Here is a 24,718-nt window from a genome sequence, read left to right as displayed (position 1 = left end):
CATGGGACGCGGGGCCTGCCCCCATCCCGGCCTTCCGCCAGAGGGGGAAGGAGCAAGAGCCACTGCCAGCTGCAAGACAGGCATCGCTCAACCCAGCATGGGCGCGTGGCCCAGCGGCCACGGGTTGGCTTCGTCGATGACGAGCCATTGGCGCGCGAGCGGTGCGCCGTCTTCCTGCCACGCACCGCGCGCGAGCGCCTGCTCGAGCGGGAAGACATGCTCCATGTGGCCGCCGAGCGCCTCGTAGTCGGCGCGCCGCATGCTGAACTCGATGGGCGCGACGATCGCGGGCGTGGGCACGGTGCCGAAGCTGTTGTCGGGCATGCGCATGACGTCGGCCATCACCGTGATGCCGCCGCCCGGCCACACATAGGCCGGCGCGCCGCCGCAGGTGACGTTGACCAGCGCGCGCTTGATGGCGCGCGTGAGCAGCACCGGGTTTTCGGTGACGCCCGCGCGCAGGCTGCCGCCGGCACCGCCGAGGAACAGCACGGTGCACAGCGAGGGTTCGCAGTTCTCGCCGATGCGCTCGACGATGCGCTTCACCTCGGGAGGCATCGGCTGCTCGACGGGCTGCAGCGCGTCGTCGAGCACGTACCACTGCGCATGCTCGCCGGTGGTCGAGGTCATGAGCAGGCGCAGGCCGGGCTTGGCCACGCCCTCCTCCCAGCCCTCGATGATCGACAGCGGATCGGCGATGTCGGTGCCGCCCCAGCCGTTGCCCGGATTGGCGACCTGGAAGTAGCGCCCCGGCGTCGACTTGCGGCCCAGCATCTGGATGCCCGAGGGCGGCATGTCGAGGCAGCGGCCGGCCTGGTGCTCGGTCAGCACGCCGGTGATGTGGTCGTCGACCACCACCACCTCGTCGGCCACGCCCGCGAACTGGCGCGCGAAGATGCCGACCGCGGCGGAGCCGCAGCCCACGCGCATGCGCTGCTCCTCCACGCCGTTGACGATCGGCGCCTTGCCGGCCTGGATCACCAGGCTGGCGCCGCCGTCGATGGTGCATTCGATGGCCTTCTTGTTGCCCAGCAGCTGCATCAGCTCGGCCGTCATGCGGCCTTCCTTCTTGCTGCCGCCCGTGAGGTGGTGCACGCCGCCCAGCGACAGCATCTGCGAGCCGTACTCGGCCGTGGTGACGTGGCCCACCACCTCGCCGCGGTAGCGCACGTTGGCCTGCTCGGCGCCGAGGAAGCGGTCGGTGTCGATCTTCACCTTGAAGCTGCAGTAGCTGAAGATGCCCTCGGTGACCACGGTGACCATGTCCACGCCCTGCGCCTTGGAGGCGACGATGAAGGGCGCGGGCTTGTAGTCGGGATAGGTGGTGGAGGAACCGACGCCGGTGACGAAGACCTCGTCGGCATGCAGCAGGTCGCCATTCCAGTCGGGCGATGACTCTTTGGCCCTGCCGTCTTCGGCCGCCGCCGTGCGGTCGAACGCCACCAGCGCGGGCGCATCGCTCGCGAGCTGGCGGCGCAGCAGCACCACCGGATCGACGCGCACCAGCACGCCCTCGCGGTTGGCATAGCGGTCGCAGGCGCCGGTGCGCCCGTCGGAGATCTGGCACAACACCGGGCAGGCATTGCATTCGACCTTGGCCGCGCTCATGCGCTCGTTGCGCAACGGCGCCTTGCCGAAACCGCCGGGGCCGGCCTCGGCGACCACCGGCACGTCCATGCCCGGCAATCCGTCTGTCTTCGTGTGTTCCGTCATCGGGGGGCGACCTCTTGTTGGCTGCAAATCGTTGTGGCGGGGTTTGCAACAAACGTGCCGCATGTGCGCTTGTGCGGGGCCTTTCGTTTGTGTAGCATCCCCTACACTTTCATGTTGCATTCACTACATTGAGAGTCAATGTAGCAAACGGGCCCGATGCTTGCAATGGTGTTTTCTCGCGATGTTCATCGGGGTTTTTCCGACCAACGACAATGGAGGGTTCGGAGCCGGCCGGCACCTGGCGCCCCAAGGGCGTGCATCCCGGCTCAGCCAACCCCCCGTCATTCACCACTATTGAGTTCCGTATGAGTGCATTCAGCGAAGAGAAGGTCCTGAGCGTCCACCACTGGACCGACCGCCTGTTCACCTTCACCACCACGCGCGACCCGGCGCTGCGTTTCTCCAACGGCCACTTCACGATGATCGGCCTGCGCGTCAACGAGAAGCCGCTGCTGCGCGCCTACAGCATCGTGAGCCCGAACTACGAGGAGCATCTCGAGTTCCTGAGCATCAAGGTGGAAGACGGCCCGCTGACCTCGCGGCTGCAGCACATCCAGGTGGGCGACACCATCATCGTGGGCCGCAAGCCCACCGGCACGCTGCTGATCGACTACACGCTGCCCGGCAAGCGCCTCTACCTGTTCGGCACCGGCACCGGCCTGGCCCCGTTCATGAGCGTGATCCGCGACCCCGAGACCTACGAGAAGTTCGAGCAGGTCATCCTGGTGCACGGCGTGCGCCAGGTCGACGAGCTGGCCTACCACGACCTCGTGACCGACCACCTGCCCAAGCACGAGTTCCTCGGCGAGATGGTCGCCAAGCAGCTGCTGTACTACCCCACGGTCACGCGCGAGGAGTTCCGCAACCAGGGCCGCATCACCGACCTGATCTCGAGCAACAAGCTCACCGACGACCTCGGCATGCCGCCGATCAACGCCGCCGAAGACCGCGTGATGCTGTGCGGCAGCCCGGGCCTGCTGGTCGACCTCAAGCACATCCTCGAGGCACGCGGCTTCAAGGAAGGCAACACCTCGACGCCGGGCGACTTCGTCGTCGAACGCGCCTTCGCGGAAAAGTAAGCAGGACGCCGCGCGCTCGATGGCCGACAGCCGCTCCATCACCAAGCCCAAGCCCCAGCGCCGCACCGGCGTGCGCGAGGCCGCGGCCCAGGCCACGCGCGACAGCATCCTCAAGTCGGCGACCAAGGTGTTCGCCAAGTACGGCTACGACGGCGGCAGCGTGGAGAAGATCTCCAAGGCCGCCAAGTCGTACGACCGGATGATCTACTACTACTTCGGCAGCAAGGAAGGCCTGTTCATCGCGGTGCTCGAGGGCATCTACCAGCGCATGGACGACGCCGAGGCCGCGATCGCGCTCGACGCCTCGCGCCCGGTGGAGGCGCTCACCGAAGTGATCCGCTTCGTGCTCGGCTACTACCGCAAGAACCCCGAGTTCGTGACGCTGCTCAACACCGAGAACCTGCACAAGGGCCGGCACATCTCGAAGTCGCTGCGCGCGCGCGAGTATTCGTCGCGGGCGGTGGCGATCATCTCGGAGATCCTCGCGAGCGGCGCGGCCCAGGGGCTGTTCCGCAAGGACCTCGTGGCGCGCGACATCTACCTGCTGATCGCGTCCACCGGCTATTTCTACACCTCCAACCGCCACACGCTCACGGCCTTCCTGGGCGAGCCGCTCGAGTCGCCGGACGCGATCCGGCACTGGGAAGACTTCGTGATCGAGACCGTGCTGCGCACCGTGCGCGCGGACGATCTGCAGGACAACAACACTCCCCCCCACGACGAGGACAACACGAAATGGCAGAAATCGCGAGCAGCGGAAAGTCGGGCAAGGTCGTCATCCAGAACATAGGGCTGCTGCTCTCGGGCGACATCGACAAGCCCATCCTCGACGCCGACACCATCGTGGTGAACGACGGCCTGATCGTCGCCATCGGCAAGCAGAAGGACTGCGACCTCGAGGGCGCGAAGACCGTCATCGACGCGCGCCTGACCTGCGTCGCGCCCGGCCTGATCGACAGCCACGTGCACCCGGTGTTCGGCGACTGGACGCCGCGCCAGGGCCAGCTCGGCTGGATCGACTCCACCATGCACGGCGGCGTGACCACCATGATCTCGGCCGGCGAAGTGCACCTGCCCGGCCGCCCCAAGGACATCGTGGGCCTGAAGGCCCTGGCCATCACGGCACAGCGCGCCTTCGACAACTTCCGCCCCGGCGGCGTGAAGGTGCTGGCCGGCGCGCCGGTGATCGAGAAGGGCATGGTCGAGAGCGACTTCAAGGAGCTCGCCGAGGCCGGCGTGGGCCTGCTCGGCGAGGTCGGCCTGGGTTCGGTGAAGGCCGGCTACGAGGCCAAGGAGATGGTGGCCTGGGCGCGCAAGTACGGCATCCAGAGCACGATCCACACCGGCGGCCCATCGATCCCGGGCTCGGGCCTGATCGACAAGGACGTGGTGCTCGAGGCCGACGCCGACGTCATCGGCCACATCAACGGCGGCCACACCTCGCTGCCCGAGGCCCACGTGTGCGAGCTCTGCGAGAAGAGCTCGCGCGCGATCGAGATCGTGCACAACGGCAACGAGAAGGTGGCGATCGCGGCGGCCAAGGCGGCGCTCGAACTCAAGTGCCCGCACCGCGTGATCCTCGGCACCGACGGTCCCGCGGGCTCGGGCGTGCAGCCGCTGGGCATCCTGCGCATGGTCGCGATGCTGTCGTCGATCGCGAACATCCCGGCCGAGCTGGTGTTCTGCTTCGCCACCGGCAACACCGCGAAGATCCGCAAGCTCAACTGCGGCCTGATCGAGGTCGGCCGCGATGCCGATTTCGTGTTCATGGACCGCGCGCAGCATTCGCCCGCGCCGGGCCTGCTCGAGAGCGTGCAGCTCGGCGACATCCCGGGCGTGGGCATGGTGATGATCGACGGCATCGTGCGCTGCGGCCGCAGCCGCAACACGCCGCCGGCGACCGAGATCCCGGTGGTGGTGTCGGGCGCGCACTGAGGCGCGCGGCGCTCAGGGCGAGCGCCGTGTCTTGAAGACCAAATAGCGCGCGGCGAGGAAGTTCACGACCATGCCCGCGCCGCTGCCCACGGCCACGCCGAGCATCGGCGCCCAGCGGCCGCTCGCCGAATGCAGCACCAGCACGTAGGCGCCGTAGTTCACGACCGCGCCGCCGAGCATGGTCGCGAGATAGCCCAGGTACTCGCGCCACAGGCTGGTGCCGGCATGGCGGTCGCCGAAGGCCAGGTGGCGGTTCATCACCCAGGTGGTGGTGGCGGCCGCGAGGAAGGACAGCACGCGCGCGCCGTACCAGCCCAGCAGCGGCGCGGCGAGGTACAGCACCGCCACGTCGACACCGAAGCCCACGACGCCGGCCACGGCGAACAGCAGGAACTGGCGCCCGACCTGCCTCATCGCCTCAGCCGCAGGCGCCGTCTTGCCACGACTCGGAACCGGCCGCGGGCATGGCGAGGTAGCGCAGCCGCTTGGCCTCCTGCCGGCCGATGGTCACGGTGTGCAGCACCGCGCCGCAGACCAGCGCGAGCATCGCGCTGAGCATCAGGCCGGTGGCCAGCACGGCCGTGGGCAGGCGCGGCACCAGGCCGGTCTCCCAGAAGGTCATCGCGAGCGGGATCGCGAGCCCCACCGCGGCCAGCGCGAGCAGGCCCGCGAGGATCGCGAAGAACATCAGCGGCCGCTCGCTCACGAACAGCTTGGAGATGGTGACGAGGATGCGCCAGCCGTCGCGGTAGGTCGACAGCTTGCTCACCGAGCCCTCGGGCCGCGAGCGGTAGACCGAGGGCACCTCGGCGTAGGGCATGCGCAGCTCGAGCGCGTGCACGGTGAGTTCGGTCTCGATCTCGAAGCCCTTGGCCAGAGCGGGAAAGGACTTTACGTAGCGGCGCGAGAACACGCGAAAGCCCGACAGCATGTCGGTGAAGCTGCCGCCGAACAGGCCCGCGACCGCGCCGGTCAGCATCTGGTTGCCCAGCCGATGGCCGCGGCGGTAGGTCTGGGCATCGCTCTGGTCGTCGACGCGCGCGCCCACCACCATGTCGAGCTTCTGGTCGACCAGCATGCGGATCATCTCGCGCACCGTCGAGAGGTCGTAGGTGGCGTCGCCGTCGACCATGACGTAGATGTCGGCCTCCACGTCGGCGAACATGCGCCGCACCACGTTGCCCTTGCCGCGCAGCGGCACGTGCACGACGTGCGCGCCATGGGCGCGCGCGACCTCGGCGGTGCCGTCGGTGGAGTTGTTGTCGAAGATGTGGATCTGCGCCTCGGGCAGGTCGGCACGGAAGTCGGCCACCACCTTGGGAATGGCCAGCGCCTCGTTGTAGCAGGGGATGATGGCGGCGATGCGCAGCGCCGGCGGCAGCGGCGAGAGCGCGGCGGCGGCCGTGGAGGAAGCGAGGCGGTCGGCGGTCGTCATGGCGTGGGCGCGAGTATGCGGTAGGCCTTCACACCATCCTTCTCGACGATCAGGCTGAAGTACTTGTCGAAGTCGGGCTTGGTGTGGACGTAGGGCGCGAGCGCGGTCTGGATCACGATCGAGCCGAACTGCTGCGAGGCCAGCTTGCGCGCGAGCTGGTCGGCCGGCAGGTACAGGTAGTCCGAGTAGCGGAAGGGCCCGAAGATGTCGCCCCACACCGGGTTGGGCGCGAAGTAGATCGAGTCGTTGAGGCCGACCTGGTAGAGCCGGCCCACGGGGTTGGCGCGCAGCTGGCTCAGCACCTCGTAGCCGGGCACGCGTTGGGCGAGGAAGGCCTCGCGCGAGGCGGGCGTGGGCGAGATCATGCGCACGTCGCGCACCGAATGCGCGAGCGCGAAGCCCGCGAGCACCACCATCAGCAGCCCGCCGAAGACGCCCGGCGTGCGCCCGCGCGCGAGCGCCGGCAGCCGGCGCCGCACGAAGGCACCGGCCCAGCCCAGCAGCGTGTGCCAGCCCACGGCGGCCATCAGCGCGAGCAGCGGGAACGAGGCCATCATGTAGCGCGGATAGCGCGAGGTCGCGACCCAGATCACGAGCGAGTAGAGGCAGAACACGAAGGCCGCGCGCACCGGACCCGGGCGCCACAGCGGGCTGAACGGCACCAGCAGCAGCGGCCAGAACAGGCCGTTGGGCATGTTGGCGTGGTCGCGCACGTCGGCCAGCTGCTGCGTGTAGTCGGCCATGTTCCAGTTGGTGAAGCCGAACACGCGCGCGCCGATCGGGTTGAACGGATCGCCGGTCTGCAGGTAGTTGCGCGCATACCAGTAGATGCACGGCGCCAGGAACAGCCCGAGGGCCGCGAGCCACGGCAGCGGCCGGCGCTCGCGCCGCGCCACGAACACCGCCACCAGCGGCAGGAAGATCAGCGCCTGGTACTTGGAGCCCGCCGCCACGCCGAGGAAGAAGGCGGCCAGCAGCAGCCAGCGCGCGCGCCCGTGGCGCGGCCCGCCGGGCGCCGGTTCGAGTACGTGGCCCTCGTCCCACCACCACAGCGCGACGAAGGCCGCGAGCACGAACAGCGCCACGCCCATGTCGATGTACGAGTTGGGGTAGTCGCCGAGCGCGAGCCAGATGCCAGCACCCATGCAGGCGATGTAGCGGTTGGCGTGCAGCCGGCCGAGGCGGTAGATCATCAGCACGGACAGCCAGCCCGCGAGGCCGTGGATGAAGTGGGTGAAGACGTCGTCGTAGACCGTCAGCGCGGCGGCGTAGAGCAGGTCGTAGTTGTAGGGGAACCAGGGGTAGCGCAGCCACTCGTAGACGCCCAGCGTGCCGCTTTGCGCGACCTGGCGCGCATACGGCAGGTGGTACATCACCTCGTCGAAGGCCACCGGCGGCGCCAGCGGCGAGAACAGCGTGGGCAGGCCCACGAGCAGCAGCGCGGCGAACGCGCACTTCTCGCCGAGGGTCGGCGCCGGCTGCGCGGGCGCGAGCGCGGCGCGCGCCTTCAGCTCGCGGCGCCAGCCGGGCAGCCGCAGCAGCGCCAGCACGATGCCGGCGCCCAGCAGCGCGAGCACCGCGCCCTGGCGCAGCGCGCCGGCGATGGCCAGCGCCTGGAAGGCGACGATGAACAGGCCGACGCCGAGCGTGGTCGCGATCGCGCCCTCGAGCCAGGCGTCGCGGCGCGCGGGCGCCCCGAAGCGCGCCAGCACGGTGGCACCGAAGCCCCAGGCGCCGGCCACGAAGAGGGCCAGCGCCGCATGGTGCGCGAGGATGAAGAGCAGTGTCTGAATGGGAATCCCCCGGAAGCCTGGATCGGTTCAGCGGCCCGCGGGGCGGGCGGCGTGGATGGCGGCGGCGCGGGGGAACGGAAGGGCCCGCCGCGCGCCGTCAGAGGTTGGGCGCCAGCAGCCGTTCCAGTTCGGATTCGCTCGCCTTGCGGCGCACCGCCTGGTCCTGCAGCTGGTCATGGCCGATTTTGCCTACGTTGAAGTACGTGCTGTCGGGGTGCCCGAGGTAGAACCCCGACACGCTGGCGGCCGGCATCATAGCGAGGCTTTCGGTCAGGCTCATGCCAATGTCCGTGCAGTTCAGGAGGTCGAACATCGGCTTCTTCACGCTGTGGTCGGGGCAGGCCGGGTAGCCGGGCGCGGGGCGGATGCCGCGGTACTTCTCGGCGATCATCTGCTCGTTGCTCAGCGCCTCGTCGGCCGCGTAGCCCCAGAGGTCGGTGCGCACGCGGTGGTGCATGGCCTCGGCGAAGGCCTCGGCCAGCCGGTCGGCCAGCGCCTTGAGCATGATCGCGGAGTAGTCGTCGAGGTCGTCGACGAAGTACTTCTCCTTCTTCTCCACGCCCAGGCCCGCGGTCACGGCGAACATGCCCACGTAGTCCTTCAGGCCGCTCTCGCGCGGCGCGACGAAGTCGGCCAGGCAGCGGCTCGGGCGCATCGTGCCCTCGATCTCCTGCTTCTCGGTCTGCTGGCGCAGGCCGTACCAGGTGAGCGCGGCCTCGCTGCGCGACTCGTCGGTGTAGAGCACGATGTCGTCGTCGTTCTCGGTGTTGGCCGGCCAGAAGCCGATCACGCCGCTCGCGCTGAGCCAGCGGCCCTCGATCAGGCGCTTGAGCATGCGCTGGCCGTCGGCGTAGACGCGCACGGCCTCGGTGCCGACGATCTCGTCCTTGAGGATGGCCGGGAACGGGCCCGCGAGGTCCCAGGTCTGGAAGAACGGGCCCCAATCGATGTACTTCGCGAGCTCGGTCAGGTCGAAGTTGCGGAACACGCGCCGGCCGATGAACTTGGGCGCGGGCGGCACGTAGTTCGACCAGTCGATGGGCGTCTTGTTGGCGCGCGCCCTGGCCAGCGGCCACAGCGGCACCTGCTTCTTGTTGGCGTGCTGCGTGCGCACCTTCTCGTAGTCGGCGTTGATCTCGCCGATGTAGGCCGCGGCCTGGTCGCTCAGCAGCGACTGCGCCACGCTCACGCTGCGCGAGGCGTCGGGCACGTAGACCACCGGGCCTTCGTAGTGCGGCGCGATCTTCACGGCCGTGTGCACGCGGCTGGTGGTGGCGCCGCCGATCAGCAGCGGGATCTTCCTGATGCGGAAGTGGTCGTCCTTCTGCATCTCGCCGGCCACGTACTGCATCTCTTCCAGGCTCGGCGTGATCAGGCCCGACAGGCCCACGATGTCCGCGCCCTCGACCTTCGCCTTGGCGAGGATCTCGTGGCACGGGACCATCACGCCCATGTTCACCACCTCGAAGTTGTTGCACTGGAGCACGACGGTGACGATGTTCTTGCCGATGTCGTGCACGTCGCCCTTCACGGTGGCGATGATGATCTTGCCCTTGGTGCGCACGTCGCGGCCCGCGGCCTCGTCCTGGCGCTTCTCCTCCTCGATGTAGGGGATGAGGTGGGCCACGGCCGACTTCATCACGCGCGCCGACTTCACCACCTGCGGCAGGAACATCTTGCCCTGGCCGAACAGGTCGCCCACGATGTTCATGCCGTCCATCAGCGGCCCCTCGATCACGTGCAGCGGACGGCCGCCCTTGGCGAGGATCTGCTGGTAGGCCTCCTCGGTGTCTTCCACGATGAAGTCGGTGATGCCGTGCACCATGGCGTGCGACAGCCGCTGGTTGACGTGCACCGGCTGCTCGGGCGTGCCGCGCCACTCGAGCTTCTTGCTGTCGTCCTTGGCGCCGCTCTTGGCGCTCTCGGCCACCTCGACCAGGCGCTCGCCGGCGTCGGGCCGGCGGTTGAGCACCACGTCCTCGACGCGCTCGCGCAGCTCGGGTTCGAGGTCGTCGTAGACGCCGACCATGCCGGCGTTGACGATGCCCATGTCCATGCCGGCCTGGATCGCGTGGTACAGGAACACGGTGTGGATCGCCTCGCGCACCGGGTCGTTGCCGCGGAAGCTGAAGCTCACGTTCGACACCCCGCCCGAGACCTTGGCGCCCGGCAGGTTCTGCTTGATCCAGCGCACGGCGTTGATGAAGTCGACCGCGTAGTTGTCGTGCTCCTCGATGCCGGTGGCGATCGCGAAGATGTTCGGGTCGAAGATGATGTCCTCGGGCGGGAAGCCCACCTCGTCGACCAGGATGCGGTAGGCGCGCTCGCAGATCTCGATCTTGCGCGCGTAGGTGTCGGCCTGGCCCTTCTCGTCGAAGGCCATCACCACGGCGGCCGCGCCGTAGCGCTTCACGAGGCGGGCCTCGTGCTTGAACTTGTCCACGCCCTCCTTCATGGAGATCGAGTTGACGATGCCCTTGCCCTGGATGCAGCGCAGGCCGGCCTCGATCACTTCCCACTTCGAGCTGTCGACCATCACCGGCACGCGCGCGATGTCGGGCTCGCTGGCGATCAGGTTGAGGAAGCGCACCATCGCGGCCTTGCTGTCGAGCATGGCCTCGTCCATGTTGATGTCGATCACCTGCGCGCCGTTCTCGACCTGCTGGCGCGCGACGGCCAGCGCATCCTCGAACTGGCCGTTGAGGATCATGCGCGCGAAGGCCTTGGAGCCGGTGACGTTGGTGCGCTCGCCGATGTTGACGAACAGGGAGCCCTCGCCGATGGCCACCGGTTCGAGACCGGACAGCTTCATGGGAGGAACGGAAGGCGCGGGAACATCGCTCATGGGGCTCACCTGGGCAGGGGAAGACACGTCAGGTGAGCGTCGTTGCAACCGGGCCTTCCGGGCAGGTTCTGCGAGAAGGCGCCTTCCAAGCCTGACGGCGGGTGCGCGGACCGGGGGTGCCGCGCGCCGCCGCTGCAACGCTCCTTGGAAGGGGTGGCGATTTTACCGGCTGCCGGTGGCGCGGCCGGCGCGCGGGTCTATCGGCGCGGGTTCAGGCCGCCTGCGCGACCGGCGCCGCCGACGCCGGCAGCCCGAAGGCGCGGTCGAAGGCCCAGTTGAAGACGAAGGTGTAGACCAGGAAGAAGATCACCAGCCCGAGGTCCATCACCAGCGCCTGCCACAGCGAGATGCCCAGGCCCCAGGCGAACATCGGCACCAGTAGGCCGATCAGGCCGCCCTCGAAGCCGATGGCATGGGCGATGCGGCGCTTGATGCTGCGCCCGCGCACCGCCTGGCGCGCCTCCCAGCGCTCGAACAGGCTGTTGAAGATCAGGTTCCAGATCACCGCGATGACCGAGGCCGCCACCGCCAGCGCGCCCGAATGGCCGAGGCCGGCGCCCGTCAGCAGCGCCAGCCCGGCGCTGGCGGCCACGATGGCGATCCCTTCGTAGAGGGTGATGTAGACGATGCGGCGCTGGATTCCCTGCATGACGGACTTTCTCTTTGGCTTGTTGTGTGACTGCAATGCCTGGACTTTATGTGTCTTCTGCTGATATAAAAAGTCAACTTATTTCAGTTTTATTGATAGGTCCATCCGAAAACCGCCATGAGCTTCTCCAGCGAGAGCGTCGAAGTTTTCCTGGCCGTGATCGACCACGGCTCCTTCTCGGCCGCCGCCCGCGCGCTGCGCCGTGTGCCGTCGGCGGTCAGCATGGCCATCGCCCACCTCGAGGCCGAGCTCGACCTGCAGCTGTTCGACCGCAAGGGCCGCGAGCCCCGGCCCACGGCCGCCGCGCGCTCGCTCGAGCCGCAGGCGCGCGCGCTGGCGGCGCAGCTGCGCCAGCTCGACGCGCAGGCGCTGGCGCTCACGCAGGGGCTGGAGGAGCGGCTCACGCTCGCGATCGCGCCCGAGCTGCTGGCCGCGCCCTGGAGCGGCGCGCTGGCCGAGCTGGCGCACGAGTACCCGCTGCTGCAGGTCGAGGTGCTGGCCGCGCCGCAGGCCGACGCGCTGGCGCTGCTGCACAGCGGCCGGGCCCAGCTCGCGCTGGTGTTCGAGCGGCCCAGCCTCGACGGCCGCGAGGGCTTCCAGGAGGTGGGCAGCGACACCATGGTCGCGGTGATGGCGCCGGGCCACCCGGTGCTGGCCGCCGCGCCCGGCGGCCGCCTGCGCGAGGAGCACCTGATCGCCACCCGCCAGATCGTGGTGGCCGGCCGCGACCTCGTCGCGACCATGGACCCGCGCAGCGTGTTCGCGCGCCACCTCTGGCGCACCGACAACGCGCTGGCCGCCCTGAGCCTGATCACCGCCGGCGTCGGCTGGGGCTGGCTGCCGCGCAATTTCGTGCGGCCGCACGTGGCGGCGGGCGCGCTGGTCGAGATCCCGCTCGAGAACCTCAGCAACGGCCTGAACCTGTGGGTGGACGTGGTGTGGTCGCGCGAACGGCCGCTGGGGCTGGGGGCGCAGCGCTTCGTGGCGCTGATTTCGCGCGAGCGGCAGGCTGCCGGGGTGTCGGTGCCTATCGCGTCCTGAAACGCGAGGCTACGGGCCCGGGCTCAAGCCGCTTCCTTGTAGAACCCCGCCGCATTGTTCAGCAGCCGCCCCGCCACCGGCGACACCGCGCGCCCGATCGCCGCGATGTGGTCGGGCGTGGTGCCGCAGCAGCCGCCGACGATGTTGACCAGCCCCTCGGCCGCGAACTCGTGCAGCAGGCGCGAGGTCACGTCGGGCGTCTCGTCGAAGCCGGTGTCGCTCATCGGGTTGGGCAGGCCGGCGTTCGGGTAGCAGCTGATGAAGGTGTCGTCGGCCACGCGCGCCAGTTCCTGGATGTAGGGGCGCATCAGCGCCGCGCCCAGCGCGCAGTTCAGGCCGATGGCCAGCGGCCGCGCATGGCGCACGCTGTGCCAGAAGGCGGTCACGGTCTGGCCGCTGAGGATGCGGCCCGAGGCGTCGGTCACGGTGCCGCTGATGATCAGCGGCAGGCGCTCGCCGCTGTTCTCGAAATACTCGTCGACCGCGAACAGCGCGGCCTTGGCGTTGAGCGTGTCGAAGATGGTCTCGACCAGGATCACGTCGGCGCCGCCCTCGACCAGCGCCTCGGTCTGCTCGTAGTAGGCGGCGCGCAGGGCCTCGAAATCGACATTGCGCGCGCCCGGATCGTTGACGTCGGGGCTGATGCTCGCGGTCTTGGGCGTCGGGCCGAGGGCGCCGGCCACGAAGCGCGGCTTGTCGGGCGTGGCGTACTTGTCGCAGGCGGCGCGCGCCAGCTTCGCGGACTCGAGGTTCATCTCGCGCGCCAGGTGCGCCATCTTGTAGTCCTCCTGCGCGACGGTGGTCGCGCCGAAGGTGTTGGTCTCGATCAGGTCGGCGCCGGCTGCGAGGTAGCCCTCGTGGATGTCGGAGATGACGTCGGGCCGGGTCAGCGACAGCAGCTCGTTGTTGCCCTTCACGTCGCGCTCGAAATTCTTGAAGCGCTCGCCGCGGTACTGGGCCTCGGTGAGCTTGAAGCGCTGGATCATGGTGCCCATGGCGCCATCGAGGATGGCGATGCGGCGCCCGAGGATCTCGGGCAGTTGCTGGGCACGGGTGTAGACGATCGGCTTCATGGGTCCGGATTGTAGAAAACGCGCCCCCGCCGCACCGCCGAAGCGGTCTTCGGGACTTCAGGCCGGCGCGTGCCGGGCCGCACGCGCGAGGCAGCCGACCGACAGCAGCGCCAGCAGGCCGAGCTCCTGCGGCCGGGCCCGGATCGCCCAGGCCGCCAGCAGCACATGGGCCGCCGCGACGACGCCCCAGCCGCGAAAGAGCCTCATGGCACCTTCGACATGATCTCGTCCATCGCCGCGACGAAACGCTCGAGCTCATGCGGCGCGCCGACCGAGACGCGGATGAAGCGCTCGAAACCCGACTCCTTCCACGGCTTGACGATGATGCCGCGCGCCAGCAGCGCCTCGTTGACCGGCCCGTTGGGCCGGCCCAGGTCGATGAACAGGAAGTTGGCCGCCGACGGCGCGATGCGCAGCCCCGGCCAGCGGCGCGCGCGCAGATGCGCGGCCAGCGCGTCGCGCAGCCGCACGGTCCGTTCCACGGCCTCCGTCATGCAGGCCTCGTCGCCCCAGGCCGCGAGCGCCGCGGCCTGCGCCGCGAGGTTCACGTTGAACGGCGTGCGCACGCGGTCGAGCAGCTGCACCAGCGCCGCGTCGGACGCGATGCCGTAGCCCACGCGCAGGCCCGCCAGGCCCCAGGCCTTGGAGAAGGTGCGCAGCACGATCCACGGGAAGGCCACCGCGTCGCCGCGCAGCCGCGCGAGCACGTCGGGGTAACCGGGCGCGAGCCGCGCGTATTCGTAGTAGGCCTCGTCGACCACCAGCAGCGTGCCCGCGGGCACGGCGGCCAGCAGCCGCTCGAAGTCCTGCGTGTCGAACATGCAGCCGACCGGGTTCGAGGGATTGGCCAGCATCACCAGCTTGGGGCCGCGCGCGAGCGCCGCGCACCAGGCCTCGATGTCGAAGCCCAGTTCGGGCGTGAGCGCGAGCAGCTCGACCTGCGCGCCCATCATGCGCGGATAGATCTCGTGCAGGCCGAAGGCCGGGCGCTGCGTGAGCACGCGGTCGCCGGGGCCCAGGAAGGCCTGGCACAGCATCTGGAGGATGTCCTCCGAGCCGTTGCCGATCACCAGTTCCGCGGGCTGCGCGCCGCAGCGCTCGGCGATCGCGGCACGCAGCGCGGTGCAGTGGGCATCGGGGTAGGTGCCCGCGCGCGCCGCCAGGTCGACCAGCGCGCGCGCCACCGCGGGGCTCGCGCCATAGGGGTTCTCGTTGCTCGCGAGCCGCGCGATCTCGTCGACGCCGTAGCGCGCGCGCACGGCCTCCGAGGACAGGCCGGCGTTGTAGGCCGGCAGCGGCGCGACTTCGGGCCGCGCGAGGGCATGGATGGCGGTCGTGTTCACAGGTCGAATACCTTGCCGGGGTTGAGCAGGTGGAGGGGGTCGAGCGCCTGCTTGATGGCGCGCATGGCGGCCAGTTCGTCGGGAGTGCGGCTCGCGCCCAGGTAGGGCTTCTTGTGCAGGCCGATGCCGTGCTCGGCCGAGATGCTGCCGCCGCGGGCCTCGACCTGCGCGTACACCATGCGCTCGAAGGCCTCGGCCTCGCCGCCGATGGCCTGGCCGTCGGTGGTCACGTGCAGGTTGCTGTCGCCCACATGGCCGAAGAACAGCGAATGGTGCCCGGGCCAGCGTGCATCGAGCGCCGCGCGGCAGTCGTCGGCGAAGCGGCCGATGGCGGCCATCGGCAGGCTCACGTCGAGGTTGATCGGCGGATGCATGTGCACCGGCAGCTCGGCCGTGGCCTCGCGGATCTTCCAGAAGGCACGCGCCTGCGACTGCGACTGGGCGATGACGGCATCGACCGCCGCGCCCTCCTCCATCGCGCCGGCCAGCGCCGCCTCGAGCGCCTCGCGCAGCGCGGCCTCGTCCTCGCCGGCCACGTCGACCAGCGCCACCAGCGGATGCACCGCGTCGAAGGGCTCGCGCAGTTGCTGCCAGCGCAGCGAGGTCTGCACGAAGTCGCGCCACATCAGCTCGAAGGCCGCCAGCGCACCCGGAAAGCGTGCGCCGATCCGGCGCAGCAGCGCCAGCGCGGCCTCGAAGTCCGGCAGCGCGACCAGCGCGGTGGCCTTGGCGCGCGGTGCCGGATGCAGCCGCAGCAGCGCGCGCGTGATCACGCCCAGCGTGCCCTCGGCGCCGATGAAGAACTGCTTGAGGTCGTAGCCGGTGTTGTTCTTGAGCATGGGCCGCAGCATCGGCAGCACGCGGCCGTCGGCCAGCACCACCTCCAGGCCCAGCGCCTGTTCGCGCATCATCCCGAACTGCAGCACGCCGTTGCCGCCCGCGTTGGTCGACAGCGCGCCGCCGATCTGGCACGAGCCGCGCGCGCCGAAGTCAACGCCGAACAGCAGGCCCTGCGCGGCGGCCGCCTCCTGCACCGACTGCAGGGTGGCGCCGGCCTGCACGGTCAGCGTGCCGGCGGCGGCATCGAGCGACTCGATGGCGTTCATGCGTTCGAGCGAGAGCGCGATCGCATCCGCGCGCGGCACCGCCGCGCCGGCCAGCCCGGTGAGCCCGCCCTGCGGCACCACGGGCACGCGATGCTCGCTGCAAAGGCGCAGCACGGCCGACACCTCGCGCGTGTCGCGCGGCCGAACCAGCGCCAGCGGCAGCACGGGCGCAACGCCGCTCCAGTCGCTGCGATGGCGCTCTGCGATGGCCTCGCCGCGCAGCACCTGGCCGGCGCCCAGTGCTTCGCCGAGCGCGGCGAGAAAGGCCTCGTCGCTCACTGCTGGCTCACCCGCGGCCTTCGACGAAGTCGAGCACCGCCTCGAGCATGCGGCGCACCTGCGGCTGCACGCCGGCCGCCACCTGGGGCAGGTAGGCGAAGGGCAGCGCCTCCTGCATGTAGCTCGACTGCGTCATCTCGAGCTGCACCGCGTGCACGCCACCCGCGGGGTTGCCGTACTGGCGCGTGATGTGGCCGCCCTTGAAGCGGCCGTTGAGCACGCCGGTGTAGCCGGGGTTCGACGTCGCGATGCCCAGCAAGGTGGCGGCGAGCGCGGGGTCGCAGCTCCTGCCGTCGGCGGTGCCGAGGTTGAGGTCGGGCAGCTTGCCCTCGAAGAAGCGCGGCAGCACCGAGCGGATCGAGTGCGCGTCCCACAGCGCGATGGTGCCGTGCGCGGCCTTGAGTCGCGCCAATTCGGCCGCGAGCTGCGCGTGGTAGGGCTGCCAGATCGCATCGCGGCGCGCGGCGATCTCGGCCTCGCCGGGCAGGTCGCCCGCGGCGTACAGCGGCGTGTCGTCGAAGGTGTCGACCGGGCACAGGCCGGTGACGCTCTGGCCCGGGTAGAGGCTGGCGCCGTCGGGCGGACGGTTGAGGTCGATCACGTAGCGCGAGTGCGTGGCCACCAGCACCGAGGCGCCGAGTTCGTCGGCGAAGTCGTAGAGCTGCTCGAGGTGCCAGTCGGTGTCGGGCACGTGGCGCGCCTCCTCGGTGAAGCGCGCGAGCAGCGCGCCCGGCACGTGGGTGCCCACGTGCGGCATCGAGATCAGCAGCGGGCGCGTGCCCTGGCGGAAGCGGAAGGCCGGTTCGGTGGTGGCGAAAGTCATGGCATGGGGTTCCTCAGTCTTGGAGCAGTTGGGTGCGCGCGGCCACGAAGGCCGACGCGGCCTCGGCATGCAGCGCATGGCGTCCGGCGGCAACGCGCGGGCGGCCCGCCACCCATACGGCGTCGATCGCGCTGGTGCGGTGGCTTGCGAAGACGTGCGCCGACAGCATGTCGGGCGCCGGCAGCCCCTGCAGCGCGAGCCGTTGCGCATCGAGCACCACGAAGTCGGCCTGCTGGCCCGCCGCGAGGCCGCCGATGGCGCGGCCCGCGGCCTGCGCGCCGCCCTGCACCGCCTGCAGGGTGAGCGCGGTCGCCACGTGTGGCTGCGCCGCGGTCGCGCCCACGTTGCGCTGGCGCGTGCGCAGGCGCTGGCCGTACTCGAGCATCAGCAGCTCCTCGGCCGCATCGACGCAGGCATGGCTGTCGGAGCCCAGGCCCCACGCGCCGCCGTGCTGGCGCCAGGCCGCGAAGTCGAACAGGCCGTCGCCGAGGTTGGCCTCGGTGGTCGGGCAGAGGCCGGCGACCGCGCCGCTCCTGGCACCGCGCCGGTATTCGTCGGCGTCCATGTGCGTGGCATGCACCAGGCACCAGCGCGCGTCGACCGGCGCATGGTCGAGCAGCCACGCCACCGGGCGCTGGCCGCTCCAGGCGATGCAGTCGTCGACCTCCTTGGTCTGCTCGGCGATGTGGATGTGGACCGGCGCACCGGCCTCGATCGCATCGAGCCCCGCGAGCGCCTCGCGCAACGCCTCGGGCGGCACCGCGCGCAGCGAGTGCGGCGCGAGGCCGAGCCGCGCGCCCTGCGCGTCGCAGGCGGGCTTGAGTGCCTCGAGCAGCCGCAGCATCGAGTCGGTGGAACGGATGAAGCGCCGCTGCCCCTCGTTGGGCGGCAGGCCGCCGAAGCCGCTGGTCTGGTAGAGCACCGGCAGCAGGGTGAAGCCGATGCCGGTCTTGTGGGCGGCGCGCAGCAGCGCGCGGCTCAGCGTGGCGTCGTCGGCATAGGGCTTGCCGTCGGCGTCGTGGTGCACGTACTGGAACTCGCAGACGCTGGTGTAGCCGGCCTCGAGCATCTCGGCATAGAGCCAGGTCGCGATGTCCTCCATCTGCCGCGGGCCGAGGCGCGCGGCGAAGCGGTACATCAGCGTGCGCCAGCTCCAGAAGCTGTCCTGCTGTTCGGCGCGGTGCTCGGTCAGGCCCGCGAAGGCGCGCTGGAAGGCGTGCGAATGCAGGTTGGGCATGCCGGGGATCACGGGGCCGCTGGCGGTGTCGGCAGCGGCGGGCTTGTCGGCATCGGCTCTCGTCTCGACGAGCTGGCCGGCCTCGTTCCATGCCAGCAGCACGTTCTTCGCCCAGCCGGTGGGCAGCAGCGCATCGGCCGCGAACAGCGCGCGCGTCATGCCGAGGCTCCCACGGCTTCGACGGCGATACGGCCCTGCCGCACCACGGTGCGCACGGGTCGCTGGCCGAACCAGTAGGCGAGCTCGGCCGCGTCGCGCACCGACCAGAGAACGAAGTTCGCGGGCCGGCCCGCGGCGATCGCGCCATGCGTGGCCGCCAGGCCGAGCGCGCGCGCCGCATGCACCGTGACGCCGGCCAGCGCCTCGGGCACGGTGAGGCGGAACAGGGTGCAGGCCATGTTGACCATCAGCAGCAGGCTCAGCGCGGGCGAGGTGCCGGGGTTGTGGTCGGTCGAGACCGCCATCGGCACGCCCGCGGCGCGCAGCGCCTCGATCGGCGGCAGGTGGGTGTCGCGCAGCGTGTAGTAGGCGCCGGGCAGCAACACGGCCACGGTGCCGGCCGCGCGCATCGCCTCGATGCCCTCGGCCGACAGGTGCTCGATGTGGTCGCAGGACAGCGCGCCGTAGTGCGCGGCCAGCGCGGCGCCGCCCATGTCCGAGAGCTGCTCGGCATGCAGCTTGACCGGCAGGCCCAGCGCCCGGGCGGCCTGGAACACGCGCTCGGTTTCGGCGAGCGAGAAGGCGATGCGCTCGCAGAACACGTCGACCGCGTCGACCAGCCCCTCGGCCGCGAGCGCCGGCAGCATCTCGCGGCACACCAGCTCGATGTACTCGCCGCTGCGGCCCGCGTACTCGGGCGGCAGCGCATGGGCGCCGAGGAAGGTGGTGCGCACCGTCACGCCGTAGTGCTCGCCGAGCCGCCGCGCCACGCGCAGCTGCTTGCGCTCGTGCGCGAGCGCGAGGCCGTAGCCCGACTTGATCTCGATCGCGCAGACGCCGTCGGCGAGCAGTGCCTCGAGACGCGGCGCGGCCTGGGCGAACAGCGTGTCTTCGTCGGCCTCGCGCGTGGCGCGCACCGAGGACACGATGCCGCCGCCGGCCTTCGCCACCTCCTCGTAGCTCGCGCCCGCGAGCCGCATCGCGAACTCGTTGGCGCGCTGGCCGCCGTAGACCAGGTGGGTGTGGCAGTCGACCAGGCCCGGCGTGGCCAGCGCGCCGCCGCCGTCGTGCACGGGCAATGCCGCGTACTCGGCCGGCAGCGCGGCGCGCGCGCCGACCCAGCGGATCGTGCCCTGCGCGACGACGAGGGCGGCATCGTCCGATTCGATGCCGGGCGCGGCGCCCGGCGCGAGGCGCAGGCCGGTCCAGAGGCCGTCGGCGGAAGGATGGGAGAGGGTCATGTCAGTGATCCGATGCAATGCGCCGCGAGCCAGTCACGTTGCAGGAAAGCGGACTTCTGGACGCAGAGGACGCGAAGGTTGCGCGAAGGACGCGAAAGGAATTCATGAAAATTTCGACTTTCTTTTTCGCGACCTTCGCGGATTCTTCGCGTCCTCTGCGTCCGGCTGTTGGTATTTCATGATTCAAGCGGGAACGATGCGCACGGCCACGAGGCGTGCCGTCGCGTCCTCGGGCGCGAGCTGCCAGGCGCGCGGTGCGTCGGACCAGCACAGGCCCTCGCCTTCGCGGCACGCCGTGCCGCCGGCATCGAGCCGCCAGCCGCCGCGCAGCGCGAGCAGCACGCCGTGCGGCGCGGCCTCGAGCGCGGTGGCGCCGTCGAGCACGCGCACCTCGGCGCGCCAGGCGCCGCGGCGGGTCATCACGTTGAAATCGCTCGAGGCGCCGCCCAGCAGCGTGCAGTCGAGCGCGGTGTCGCCGCTGAAGGCGAAGGGCCGGTGCGGCGCGTCGAGCGAGTGGTCGATGGCGCCGTCGGCCGAGCGCAGCCGCACGCCGTCGCCCTCGAGCAGCATGATGGAGCGGTCGATGCCCGCGAAGCGCGAGAACGGCCCGGCCTGCGCGATGCGGGCGATGCTCGCGCGCCAGCCGAAGTCCTCGAGCCCGGCGCCGGCCGGCCAGCAGGCGATCTCCTGCGTGGTGCCGCCGCCGTTCTTCCACGGCGTGACGGGCAAGGTGGCGCGCGAGAAGCGCTGCGTGCCGCCGGCCATGCTCAGCCCTTGATCATCGGCAGCTTCAGGCCCTGCTTCTTCGCGGTGGCCACGGCGATGTCGTAGCCCGCGTCGGCATGGCGCATCACGCCGGTGGCGGGGTCGTTGAACAGCACGCGCTCGATGCGCTTGGCGGCGGCATCGGTGCCGTCGCAGACGATCACCACGCCCGAATGCTGCGAGTAGCCCATGCCCACGCCGCCGCCGTGGTGCAGGCTGACCCAGGTGGCGCCGCCCGCGGTGTTGAGCAGCGCATTGAGCAGCGGCCAGTCGCTCACGGCATCGGTGCCGTCCTTCATCGCCTCGGTCTCGCGGTTGGGGCTGGCGACCGAGCCGGTGTCGAGGTGGTCGCGGCCGATCACGATCGGGCCCTTGAGCTCGCCCGACTTCACCATCTCGTTGAAGGCCAGGCCGGCCCTGTGGCGCTCGCCGAGGCCGAGCCAGCAGATGCGCGCGGGCAGGCCCTGGAAGCTGATGCGCTCGCGCGCCATGTCGAGCCAGCGGTGCGTGTGGGTGTTCTCGGGGAACAGCTCCTTGATCTTGGCGTCGGTCTTGTAGATGTCCTCGGGATCGCCCGAGAGCGCGACCCAGCGGAACGGGCCCTTGCCCTCGCAGAACAGCGGCCGGATGTAGGCCGGCACGAAGCCCGGGAAGTCGAAGGCGTTCTTCACGCCCTCGTCGAAGGCCACCTGGCGGATGTTGTTGCCGTAGTCGACGGTCGGGATGCCCATGGCCTGGAAGTCGAGCATGGCCTGCACGTGCACCGCGCACGACTGCGCGGCCGCCTTCTTGAGCGCGGCATGCTGCGACTCGTCCTTCATCGCGGCCTGCCATTGCGCCACGCTCCAGCCCGCGGGCAGGTAGCCGTTGATCAGGTCGTGCGCCGAGGTCTGGTCGGTCACGAGGTCAGGCTTGAGGCCGCCGGCCTTCGCGCGCTTCACCAGTTCCGGCAGGATCTCCGCCGCGTTGCCCAGCAGCGCGATCGACACCGCTTCCTTGGCGTCGCAGTGCTGCTTGATGAGTTCGAACGCATGGTCGATGTCGCGCGCCTGCTTGTCGACATAGCGGGTGCGCAGGCGGAAGTCGATGCTCGACTGCTGGCACTCGATGTTGAGCGACACCGCGCCCGCGAGCGTGGCCGCGAGCGGCTGCGCGCCACCCATGCCCCCAAGGCCGGCCGTGAGGATCCACTTGCCCGCGAGGCTGTTGTCGTAATGCTGGCGGCCGGCCTCGACGAAGGTCTCGAAGGTGCCCTGCACGATGCCCTGGCTGCCGATGTAGATCCAGCTGCCGGCCGTCATCTGGCCATACATGAAGAGGCCCTTGCGGTCGAGCTCGTTGAAGTGCTCCCAGTTGGCCCACTGCGGCACCAGGTTCGAGTTGGCGAGCAGCACGCGCGGCGCGTTCTCGTGCGTCTTGAACACGCCCACCGGCTTGCCCGACTGGATCAGCAGGGTCTCGTCGTCCTCGAGCTCCTTCAGCGAGGCGAGGATCTGGTCGAAGCATTCCCAGTTGCGCGCGGCGCGGCCGATGCCGCCGTAGACCACGAGGTCCTGCGGCCGCTCGGCCACCTCGGGGTCGAGGTTGTTCTGCAGCATGCGGAACGGCGCCTCGGTGAGCCAGCTCTTGCAGTTCAGCTGGCTGCCGCGCGGGGCGCGGATCACGCGCGTGGGGTCGTGGCGCGGATCGGCGCCGGTGGCGGCGTTGGCGGCGATGAATTTGTCGGGTGCGTTCATGGCGGGAGTCCTTTCGTTGGCAAGGAAGGTCGGACGAGGAATCGGGGGAAGGTTCAGGCGCGGCTCGGCAGCACGGCGGCCAGCGGCGCGGCCCAGTCGCCGCGGCGGGCCCACAGGCGCATGGCTTCCACGTCGGGCGCCATGAAGCGGTCCTGCTCGATGAAGGCCACGCGCTCGCGGATGGCGGCGAACTCGGCCTCGACCAGCGCGGAGCTGCGCGGAGTGTCGGCGTTGCGCTTGAGCTCGATGCCCTGGCAGGCGCCCATGGCCTCGATGCCGACCACCACCGCGGTGTTGTCGACCATCTCGGCCAGGCGGCGGCCCGCGAAGGTGGCCATCGACACGTGGTCTTCCTGGTTGGCCGAGGTCGGCAGGCTGTCGACGCTGGCCGGGTGGGCCAGCGACTTGTTCTCGGAGGCCAGCGCCGCGGCCGTGACCTGCGCGATCATGAAACCGGAGTTGACGCCGCCGTCGCGCACCAGGAAGGGCGGCAGGCCCGAGAGGCCCGAGTCGAGCAGCAGCGCGAGCCGGCGCTCGGAGATGGCGCCGATCTCGCTCACCGCCAGCGCGATGATGTCGGCCGCGAAGGCCACGGGCTCGGCGTGGAAGTTGCCGCCCGAGATCACGTCACCGGTGTCGCTGAAGACCAGCGGGTTGTCCGAGGCCGCGTTGGCCTCGATGCGCAGCACCCGCGCCGCATGCGCGAGGTTGTCGAGGCAGGCGCCCATGACCTGTGGCACGCAGCGGATCGAGTACGGGTCCTGCACGCGACCGCAGTCGGCATGCGAAGGCACGATGTCACTGCCCTCGAGCAGCGCGCGCACCGCACCCGCCACCGCGATCTGGCCCGGCTGGCCGCGCGCGGCGTGGATGCGTTCGTCGAAGGGCTTGATCGAGCCCTGGATCGCCTCGAGCGAGAGCGCGCCCGCCATCAGGCCGGCCGCGAACACGTCCTCGGCGCCGAACAGGCCCGCCAGCGCGAGCGCGGTCGACACCTGCGTGCCGTTGAGCAGCGCCAGGCCTTCCTTGGGGCCGAGCACGAAGGGCGCGAGGCCGATGCGGCGCATGGCCTCGGTGCCGCCGATGGTCTCGCCCTCGGGCGTGCCGACCTCGCCCTCGCCGATCAGCACGCAGGCCATGTGGGCCAGCGGCGCGAGGTCGCCCGAGGCACCGACCGAGCCCTTGCTCGGGATGCGCGGCAGGAGGCCCGCGTTGAACAGCGCGAGCAGCGCGTCGACGATCTCGGGCCGCACGCCCGAATGGCCGCGCGCCAGGCTCACGGCCTTGGTGGCGAGCACCAGCCGCACCACGCCGTCGGGCAGCGGCGCGCCGGTGCCCACGCTGTGCGAGAGCACGAGGTTGCGCTGCAGCTCGGCCAGGCGCTCGGGCGGAATGATGGTCTGCGCGAGCTTGCCGAAGCCGGTGTTGATGCCGTAGACCACCTCGCCGGCCTCGACGATGCGGCGCACCGTGGCCTGGGCGGCCAGCAGGCCGGCGCGCGCGGCGCCGGCGAGCTCGAGCCGCGCGCCGCCCGCATGGATGCGGCGCAGCGCGGGCAGGTCGACCTCGCCGGGCGAGAGCACGAGCGGTTCGGTGGCGGCGTTGGGAGCAAGCTTCATGGTGCGATCCTGTATATACAAGTAGGTGCGAAAAAAATCGAAGGCCGGGTTGGCGTGCGTGGATTCAGCCGAAGGCCTGGTTGCCGTCGACGCGGAAGCGGCTGCCGAGCCGGTAGCGCGAGGCCGGGTGCAGGCAGCGCACCAGCGTCACGGGCAGGTCGCGGGTCCAGGTGCGGCGGGTCAGCAGCAGGCAGGGGTCGGCCGGCGGCATGTCGAGGCGCTCGGCCTGCTCGGCGGTGGGCAGCACCGCGTCGACCACGTGCTCGATCTGGTCGAAGGGCACGTTGCGCACCAGGTACTCGCCGGGCGAGACGACCGAGAAGTCCTGGTCGAGGAACTCGGGCACGGCGCGCGGATTGACGTAGCGGTCCTCGATCTGCACCGGCGTGCCGTTCTCCAGGTGCAGGCAGACGGTGTGGAACACCGACTCGCCGGGCCGCAGGTCGAGCCACACGGCGATGTCGGGCGAGGCGGCGATGCGCTCGAGCGCGATGAACTCGCAGCGGTAGTCGTGGCCGCGCTGGCGGATCTCGCTCGCGATGTTGGCGATCTGCAGCAGCGTGGACTGCGGCTTGTTCTCGGCCACGAAGCTGCCCACGCCGGCCACGCGCACGATGCGGCCCTGCTCCGAGAGCTCGCGCAGCGCGCGGTTGGCGGTCATGCGCGAGATGGCGAACTGCGCCACCAGCTCGTGCTCGGACGGCAGCCGGTGGCCGGGCGGCCAGGTGCCGTCCTGGATCTTGCGCGAGATGTGGTCCTTGACCTGCGCATAGAGCGCGAGCGACGGCGCGGCCGCGGGCGCGCCGGCGGGGTTCGGTGCGGAGGACGGCAGGTCGCGCTTCATCGG

Annotated in this window: 21 protein-coding genes and 1 riboswitch; of the genes, 4 read left to right on the top strand and 17 right to left on the bottom strand. The window is 70.5% G+C overall.

What is annotated here, in order from left to right; all coding sequences use genetic code 11:
- Window positions 1–87 precede the first annotated feature (87 nt).
- Window positions 88–1,713, bottom strand: coding sequence for a 6-hydroxynicotinate reductase (locus INQ48_01100; GenBank protein QRF57892.1), 1,626 nt, complete (start codon window positions 1,711–1,713; stop codon window positions 88–90).
- A 305-nt stretch (window positions 1,714–2,018) separates the two neighbouring features.
- On the opposite strand from INQ48_01100, the gene INQ48_01095 reads away from it, so the two are divergent.
- Genes INQ48_01095 through INQ48_01085 form a run of 3 tightly spaced genes read left to right on the top strand, consistent with a single transcriptional unit; the run spans window position 2,019 to window position 4,727 of the window.
- Window positions 2,019–2,792, top strand: a complete 774-nt coding sequence (locus INQ48_01095; protein ID QRF57891.1) for a ferredoxin--NADP reductase — start codon at window positions 2,019–2,021, stop codon at window positions 2,790–2,792.
- A 19-nt stretch (window positions 2,793–2,811) separates the two neighbouring features.
- Window positions 2,812–3,582: a TetR family transcriptional regulator gene (locus INQ48_01090; GenBank protein ID QRF57890.1), complete on the top strand. Its 771-nt coding sequence runs from the start codon at window positions 2,812–2,814 to the stop codon at window positions 3,580–3,582.
- The gene (locus tag INQ48_01085; GenBank protein QRF57889.1) at window positions 3,528–4,727 is read left to right on the top strand and encodes an amidohydrolase family protein; all 1,200 of its coding nucleotides are present in this window, start codon (window positions 3,528–3,530) and stop codon (window positions 4,725–4,727) included. Before INQ48_01090 ends, INQ48_01085 begins: the two co-directional genes overlap by 55 nt.
- 12 nt (window positions 4,728–4,739) lie before the next feature.
- On the opposite strand, the gene INQ48_01080 is transcribed toward INQ48_01085, so the two are convergent.
- From INQ48_01080 to INQ48_01060, 5 genes are all read right to left on the bottom strand, one after another.
- The gene (locus tag INQ48_01080; GenBank protein ID QRF57888.1) at window positions 4,740–5,141 is read right to left on the bottom strand and encodes a GtrA family protein; all 402 of its coding nucleotides are present in this window, start codon (window positions 5,139–5,141) and stop codon (window positions 4,740–4,742) included.
- A 4-nt stretch (window positions 5,142–5,145) separates the two neighbouring features.
- Window positions 5,146–6,162, bottom strand: a complete 1,017-nt coding sequence (locus tag INQ48_01075) for a glycosyltransferase (GenBank protein QRF57887.1) — start codon at window positions 6,160–6,162, stop codon at window positions 5,146–5,148.
- Window positions 6,159–7,946: a hypothetical protein gene (locus tag INQ48_01070; protein ID QRF60566.1), complete on the bottom strand. Its 1,788-nt coding sequence runs from the start codon at window positions 7,944–7,946 to the stop codon at window positions 6,159–6,161. Before INQ48_01070 ends, INQ48_01075 begins: the two co-directional genes overlap by 4 nt.
- Before the next feature lie 106 nt (window positions 7,947–8,052).
- A complete protein-coding gene (gene metH, locus INQ48_01065; GenBank protein ID QRF60565.1) occupies window positions 8,053–10,767 on the bottom strand; it encodes a methionine synthase in 2,715 nt (904 codons plus the stop codon).
- A gap of 60 nt (window positions 10,768–10,827) precedes the next feature.
- A riboswitch (S-adenosyl-L-homocysteine riboswitch) is annotated at window positions 10,828–10,952 on the bottom strand.
- A gap of 59 nt (window positions 10,953–11,011) precedes the next feature.
- A complete protein-coding gene (locus INQ48_01060) occupies window positions 11,012–11,449 on the bottom strand; it encodes a PACE efflux transporter (GenBank protein ID QRF57886.1) in 438 nt (145 codons plus the stop codon).
- Between the two features lie 117 nt (window positions 11,450–11,566).
- Here INQ48_01060 and INQ48_01055 point away from each other — a divergent pair, with 117 nt between their 5' ends.
- Window positions 11,567–12,490, top strand: coding sequence for a LysR family transcriptional regulator (locus INQ48_01055; protein ID QRF57885.1), 924 nt, complete (start codon window positions 11,567–11,569; stop codon window positions 12,488–12,490).
- 23 nt (window positions 12,491–12,513) lie between these two features.
- On the opposite strand, the gene INQ48_01050 is transcribed toward INQ48_01055, so the two are convergent.
- The 11 genes from INQ48_01050 to hutC all read right to left on the bottom strand — a co-directional run bounded on the left by INQ48_01050 (window position 12,514) and on the right by hutC (window position 24,715).
- Complete coding sequence (locus INQ48_01050; protein ID QRF57884.1) at window positions 12,514–13,563, bottom strand: homocysteine S-methyltransferase family protein; 1,050 nt, start codon at window positions 13,561–13,563, stop codon at window positions 12,514–12,516.
- A gap of 57 nt (window positions 13,564–13,620) precedes the next feature.
- The gene (locus INQ48_01045; GenBank protein QRF57883.1) at window positions 13,621–13,770 is read right to left on the bottom strand and encodes a hypothetical protein; all 150 of its coding nucleotides are present in this window, start codon (window positions 13,768–13,770) and stop codon (window positions 13,621–13,623) included.
- Entirely contained in the window at window positions 13,767–14,906 is a 1,140-nt protein-coding gene (locus tag INQ48_01040; GenBank protein ID QRF57882.1) for a histidinol-phosphate transaminase, read from the bottom strand. Before INQ48_01040 ends, INQ48_01045 begins: the two co-directional genes overlap by 4 nt.
- On the bottom strand, window positions 14,903–16,291 hold the full coding sequence (locus INQ48_01035) for an FAD-binding oxidoreductase (protein QRF57881.1): 1,389 nt from the start codon (window positions 16,289–16,291) through the stop codon (window positions 14,903–14,905). Before INQ48_01035 ends, INQ48_01040 begins: the two co-directional genes overlap by 4 nt.
- Window positions 16,292–16,298: 7 nt before the next feature.
- Window positions 16,299–17,114, bottom strand: a complete 816-nt coding sequence (hutG, locus tag INQ48_01030; protein ID QRF57880.1) for an N-formylglutamate deformylase — start codon at window positions 17,112–17,114, stop codon at window positions 16,299–16,301.
- A 13-nt stretch (window positions 17,115–17,127) separates the two neighbouring features.
- On the bottom strand, window positions 17,128–18,510 hold the full coding sequence (locus tag INQ48_01025) for a formimidoylglutamate deiminase (GenBank protein QRF57879.1): 1,383 nt from the start codon (window positions 18,508–18,510) through the stop codon (window positions 17,128–17,130).
- The gene (locus INQ48_01020; protein QRF57878.1) at window positions 18,507–19,751 is read right to left on the bottom strand and encodes an imidazolonepropionase; all 1,245 of its coding nucleotides are present in this window, start codon (window positions 19,749–19,751) and stop codon (window positions 18,507–18,509) included. The genes INQ48_01025 and INQ48_01020 overlap by 4 nt, the downstream gene beginning before the upstream one ends.
- A gap of 183 nt (window positions 19,752–19,934) precedes the next feature.
- A complete protein-coding gene (locus INQ48_01015) occupies window positions 19,935–20,516 on the bottom strand; it encodes a HutD family protein (GenBank protein QRF57877.1) in 582 nt (193 codons plus the stop codon).
- 2 nt (window positions 20,517–20,518) lie between these two features.
- Window positions 20,519–22,252: a urocanate hydratase gene (locus INQ48_01010; protein QRF57876.1), complete on the bottom strand. Its 1,734-nt coding sequence runs from the start codon at window positions 22,250–22,252 to the stop codon at window positions 20,519–20,521.
- Window positions 22,253–22,305: 53 nt separating this feature from the next.
- Window positions 22,306–23,871, bottom strand: a complete 1,566-nt coding sequence (hutH, locus tag INQ48_01005; protein QRF57875.1) for a histidine ammonia-lyase — start codon at window positions 23,869–23,871, stop codon at window positions 22,306–22,308.
- Window positions 23,872–23,935: 64 nt separating this feature from the next.
- Complete coding sequence (gene hutC, locus INQ48_01000) at window positions 23,936–24,715, bottom strand: histidine utilization repressor (protein QRF57874.1); 780 nt, start codon at window positions 24,713–24,715, stop codon at window positions 23,936–23,938.
- Window positions 24,716–24,718: the final 3 nt, after the last annotated feature.

Source organism: Variovorax paradoxus, assembly GCA_016806145.1.
Classification (GTDB): Bacteria; Pseudomonadota; Gammaproteobacteria; order Burkholderiales; family Burkholderiaceae_C; genus Variovorax.
Note: the sequence above shows the minus strand (reverse complement) of the source record. Positions and strands in the feature narration are given on the sequence as shown.

What these genes read in the sequence shown, in the direction of transcription:
- INQ48_01100 (QRF57892.1), bottom strand. Translation starts at nt 1,713, where the DNA reads ATGACGGAACACACGAAGACAGACGGATTGCCGGGCATGGACGTGCCG.
- INQ48_01095 (QRF57891.1), top strand. Translation starts at nt 2,019, where the DNA reads ATGAGTGCATTCAGCGAAGAGAAGGTCCTGAGCGTCCACCACTGGACC.
- INQ48_01090 (QRF57890.1), top strand. Translation starts at nt 2,812, where the DNA reads ATGGCCGACAGCCGCTCCATCACCAAGCCCAAGCCCCAGCGCCGCACC.
- INQ48_01085 (QRF57889.1), top strand. Translation starts at nt 3,528, where the DNA reads ATGGCAGAAATCGCGAGCAGCGGAAAGTCGGGCAAGGTCGTCATCCAG.
- INQ48_01080 (QRF57888.1), bottom strand. Translation starts at nt 5,141, where the DNA reads ATGAGGCAGGTCGGGCGCCAGTTCCTGCTGTTCGCCGTGGCCGGCGTC.
- INQ48_01075 (QRF57887.1), bottom strand. Translation starts at nt 6,162, where the DNA reads ATGACGACCGCCGACCGCCTCGCTTCCTCCACGGCCGCCGCCGCGCTC.
- metH (QRF60565.1), bottom strand. Translation starts at nt 10,767, where the DNA reads ATGAAGCTGTCCGGTCTCGAACCGGTGGCCATCGGCGAGGGCTCCCTG.
- INQ48_01060 (QRF57886.1), bottom strand. Translation starts at nt 11,449, where the DNA reads ATGCAGGGAATCCAGCGCCGCATCGTCTACATCACCCTCTACGAAGGG.
- INQ48_01055 (QRF57885.1), top strand. Translation starts at nt 11,567, where the DNA reads ATGAGCTTCTCCAGCGAGAGCGTCGAAGTTTTCCTGGCCGTGATCGAC.
- INQ48_01050 (QRF57884.1), bottom strand. Translation starts at nt 13,563, where the DNA reads ATGAAGCCGATCGTCTACACCCGTGCCCAGCAACTGCCCGAGATCCTC.
- INQ48_01045 (QRF57883.1), bottom strand. Translation starts at nt 13,770, where the DNA reads ATGAGGCTCTTTCGCGGCTGGGGCGTCGTCGCGGCGGCCCATGTGCTG.
- hutG (QRF57880.1), bottom strand. Translation starts at nt 17,114, where the DNA reads ATGACTTTCGCCACCACCGAACCGGCCTTCCGCTTCCGCCAGGGCACG.
- INQ48_01025 (QRF57879.1), bottom strand. Translation starts at nt 18,510, where the DNA reads ATGACGCGCGCGCTGTTCGCGGCCGATGCGCTGCTGCCCACCGGCTGG.
- INQ48_01020 (QRF57878.1), bottom strand. Translation starts at nt 19,751, where the DNA reads ATGACCCTCTCCCATCCTTCCGCCGACGGCCTCTGGACCGGCCTGCGC.
- INQ48_01015 (QRF57877.1), bottom strand. Translation starts at nt 20,516, where the DNA reads ATGGCCGGCGGCACGCAGCGCTTCTCGCGCGCCACCTTGCCCGTCACG.
- INQ48_01010 (QRF57876.1), bottom strand. Translation starts at nt 22,252, where the DNA reads ATGAACGCACCCGACAAATTCATCGCCGCCAACGCCGCCACCGGCGCC.
- hutH (QRF57875.1), bottom strand. Translation starts at nt 23,871, where the DNA reads ATGAAGCTTGCTCCCAACGCCGCCACCGAACCGCTCGTGCTCTCGCCC.
- hutC (QRF57874.1), bottom strand. Translation starts at nt 24,715, where the DNA reads ATGAAGCGCGACCTGCCGTCCTCCGCACCGAACCCCGCCGGCGCGCCC.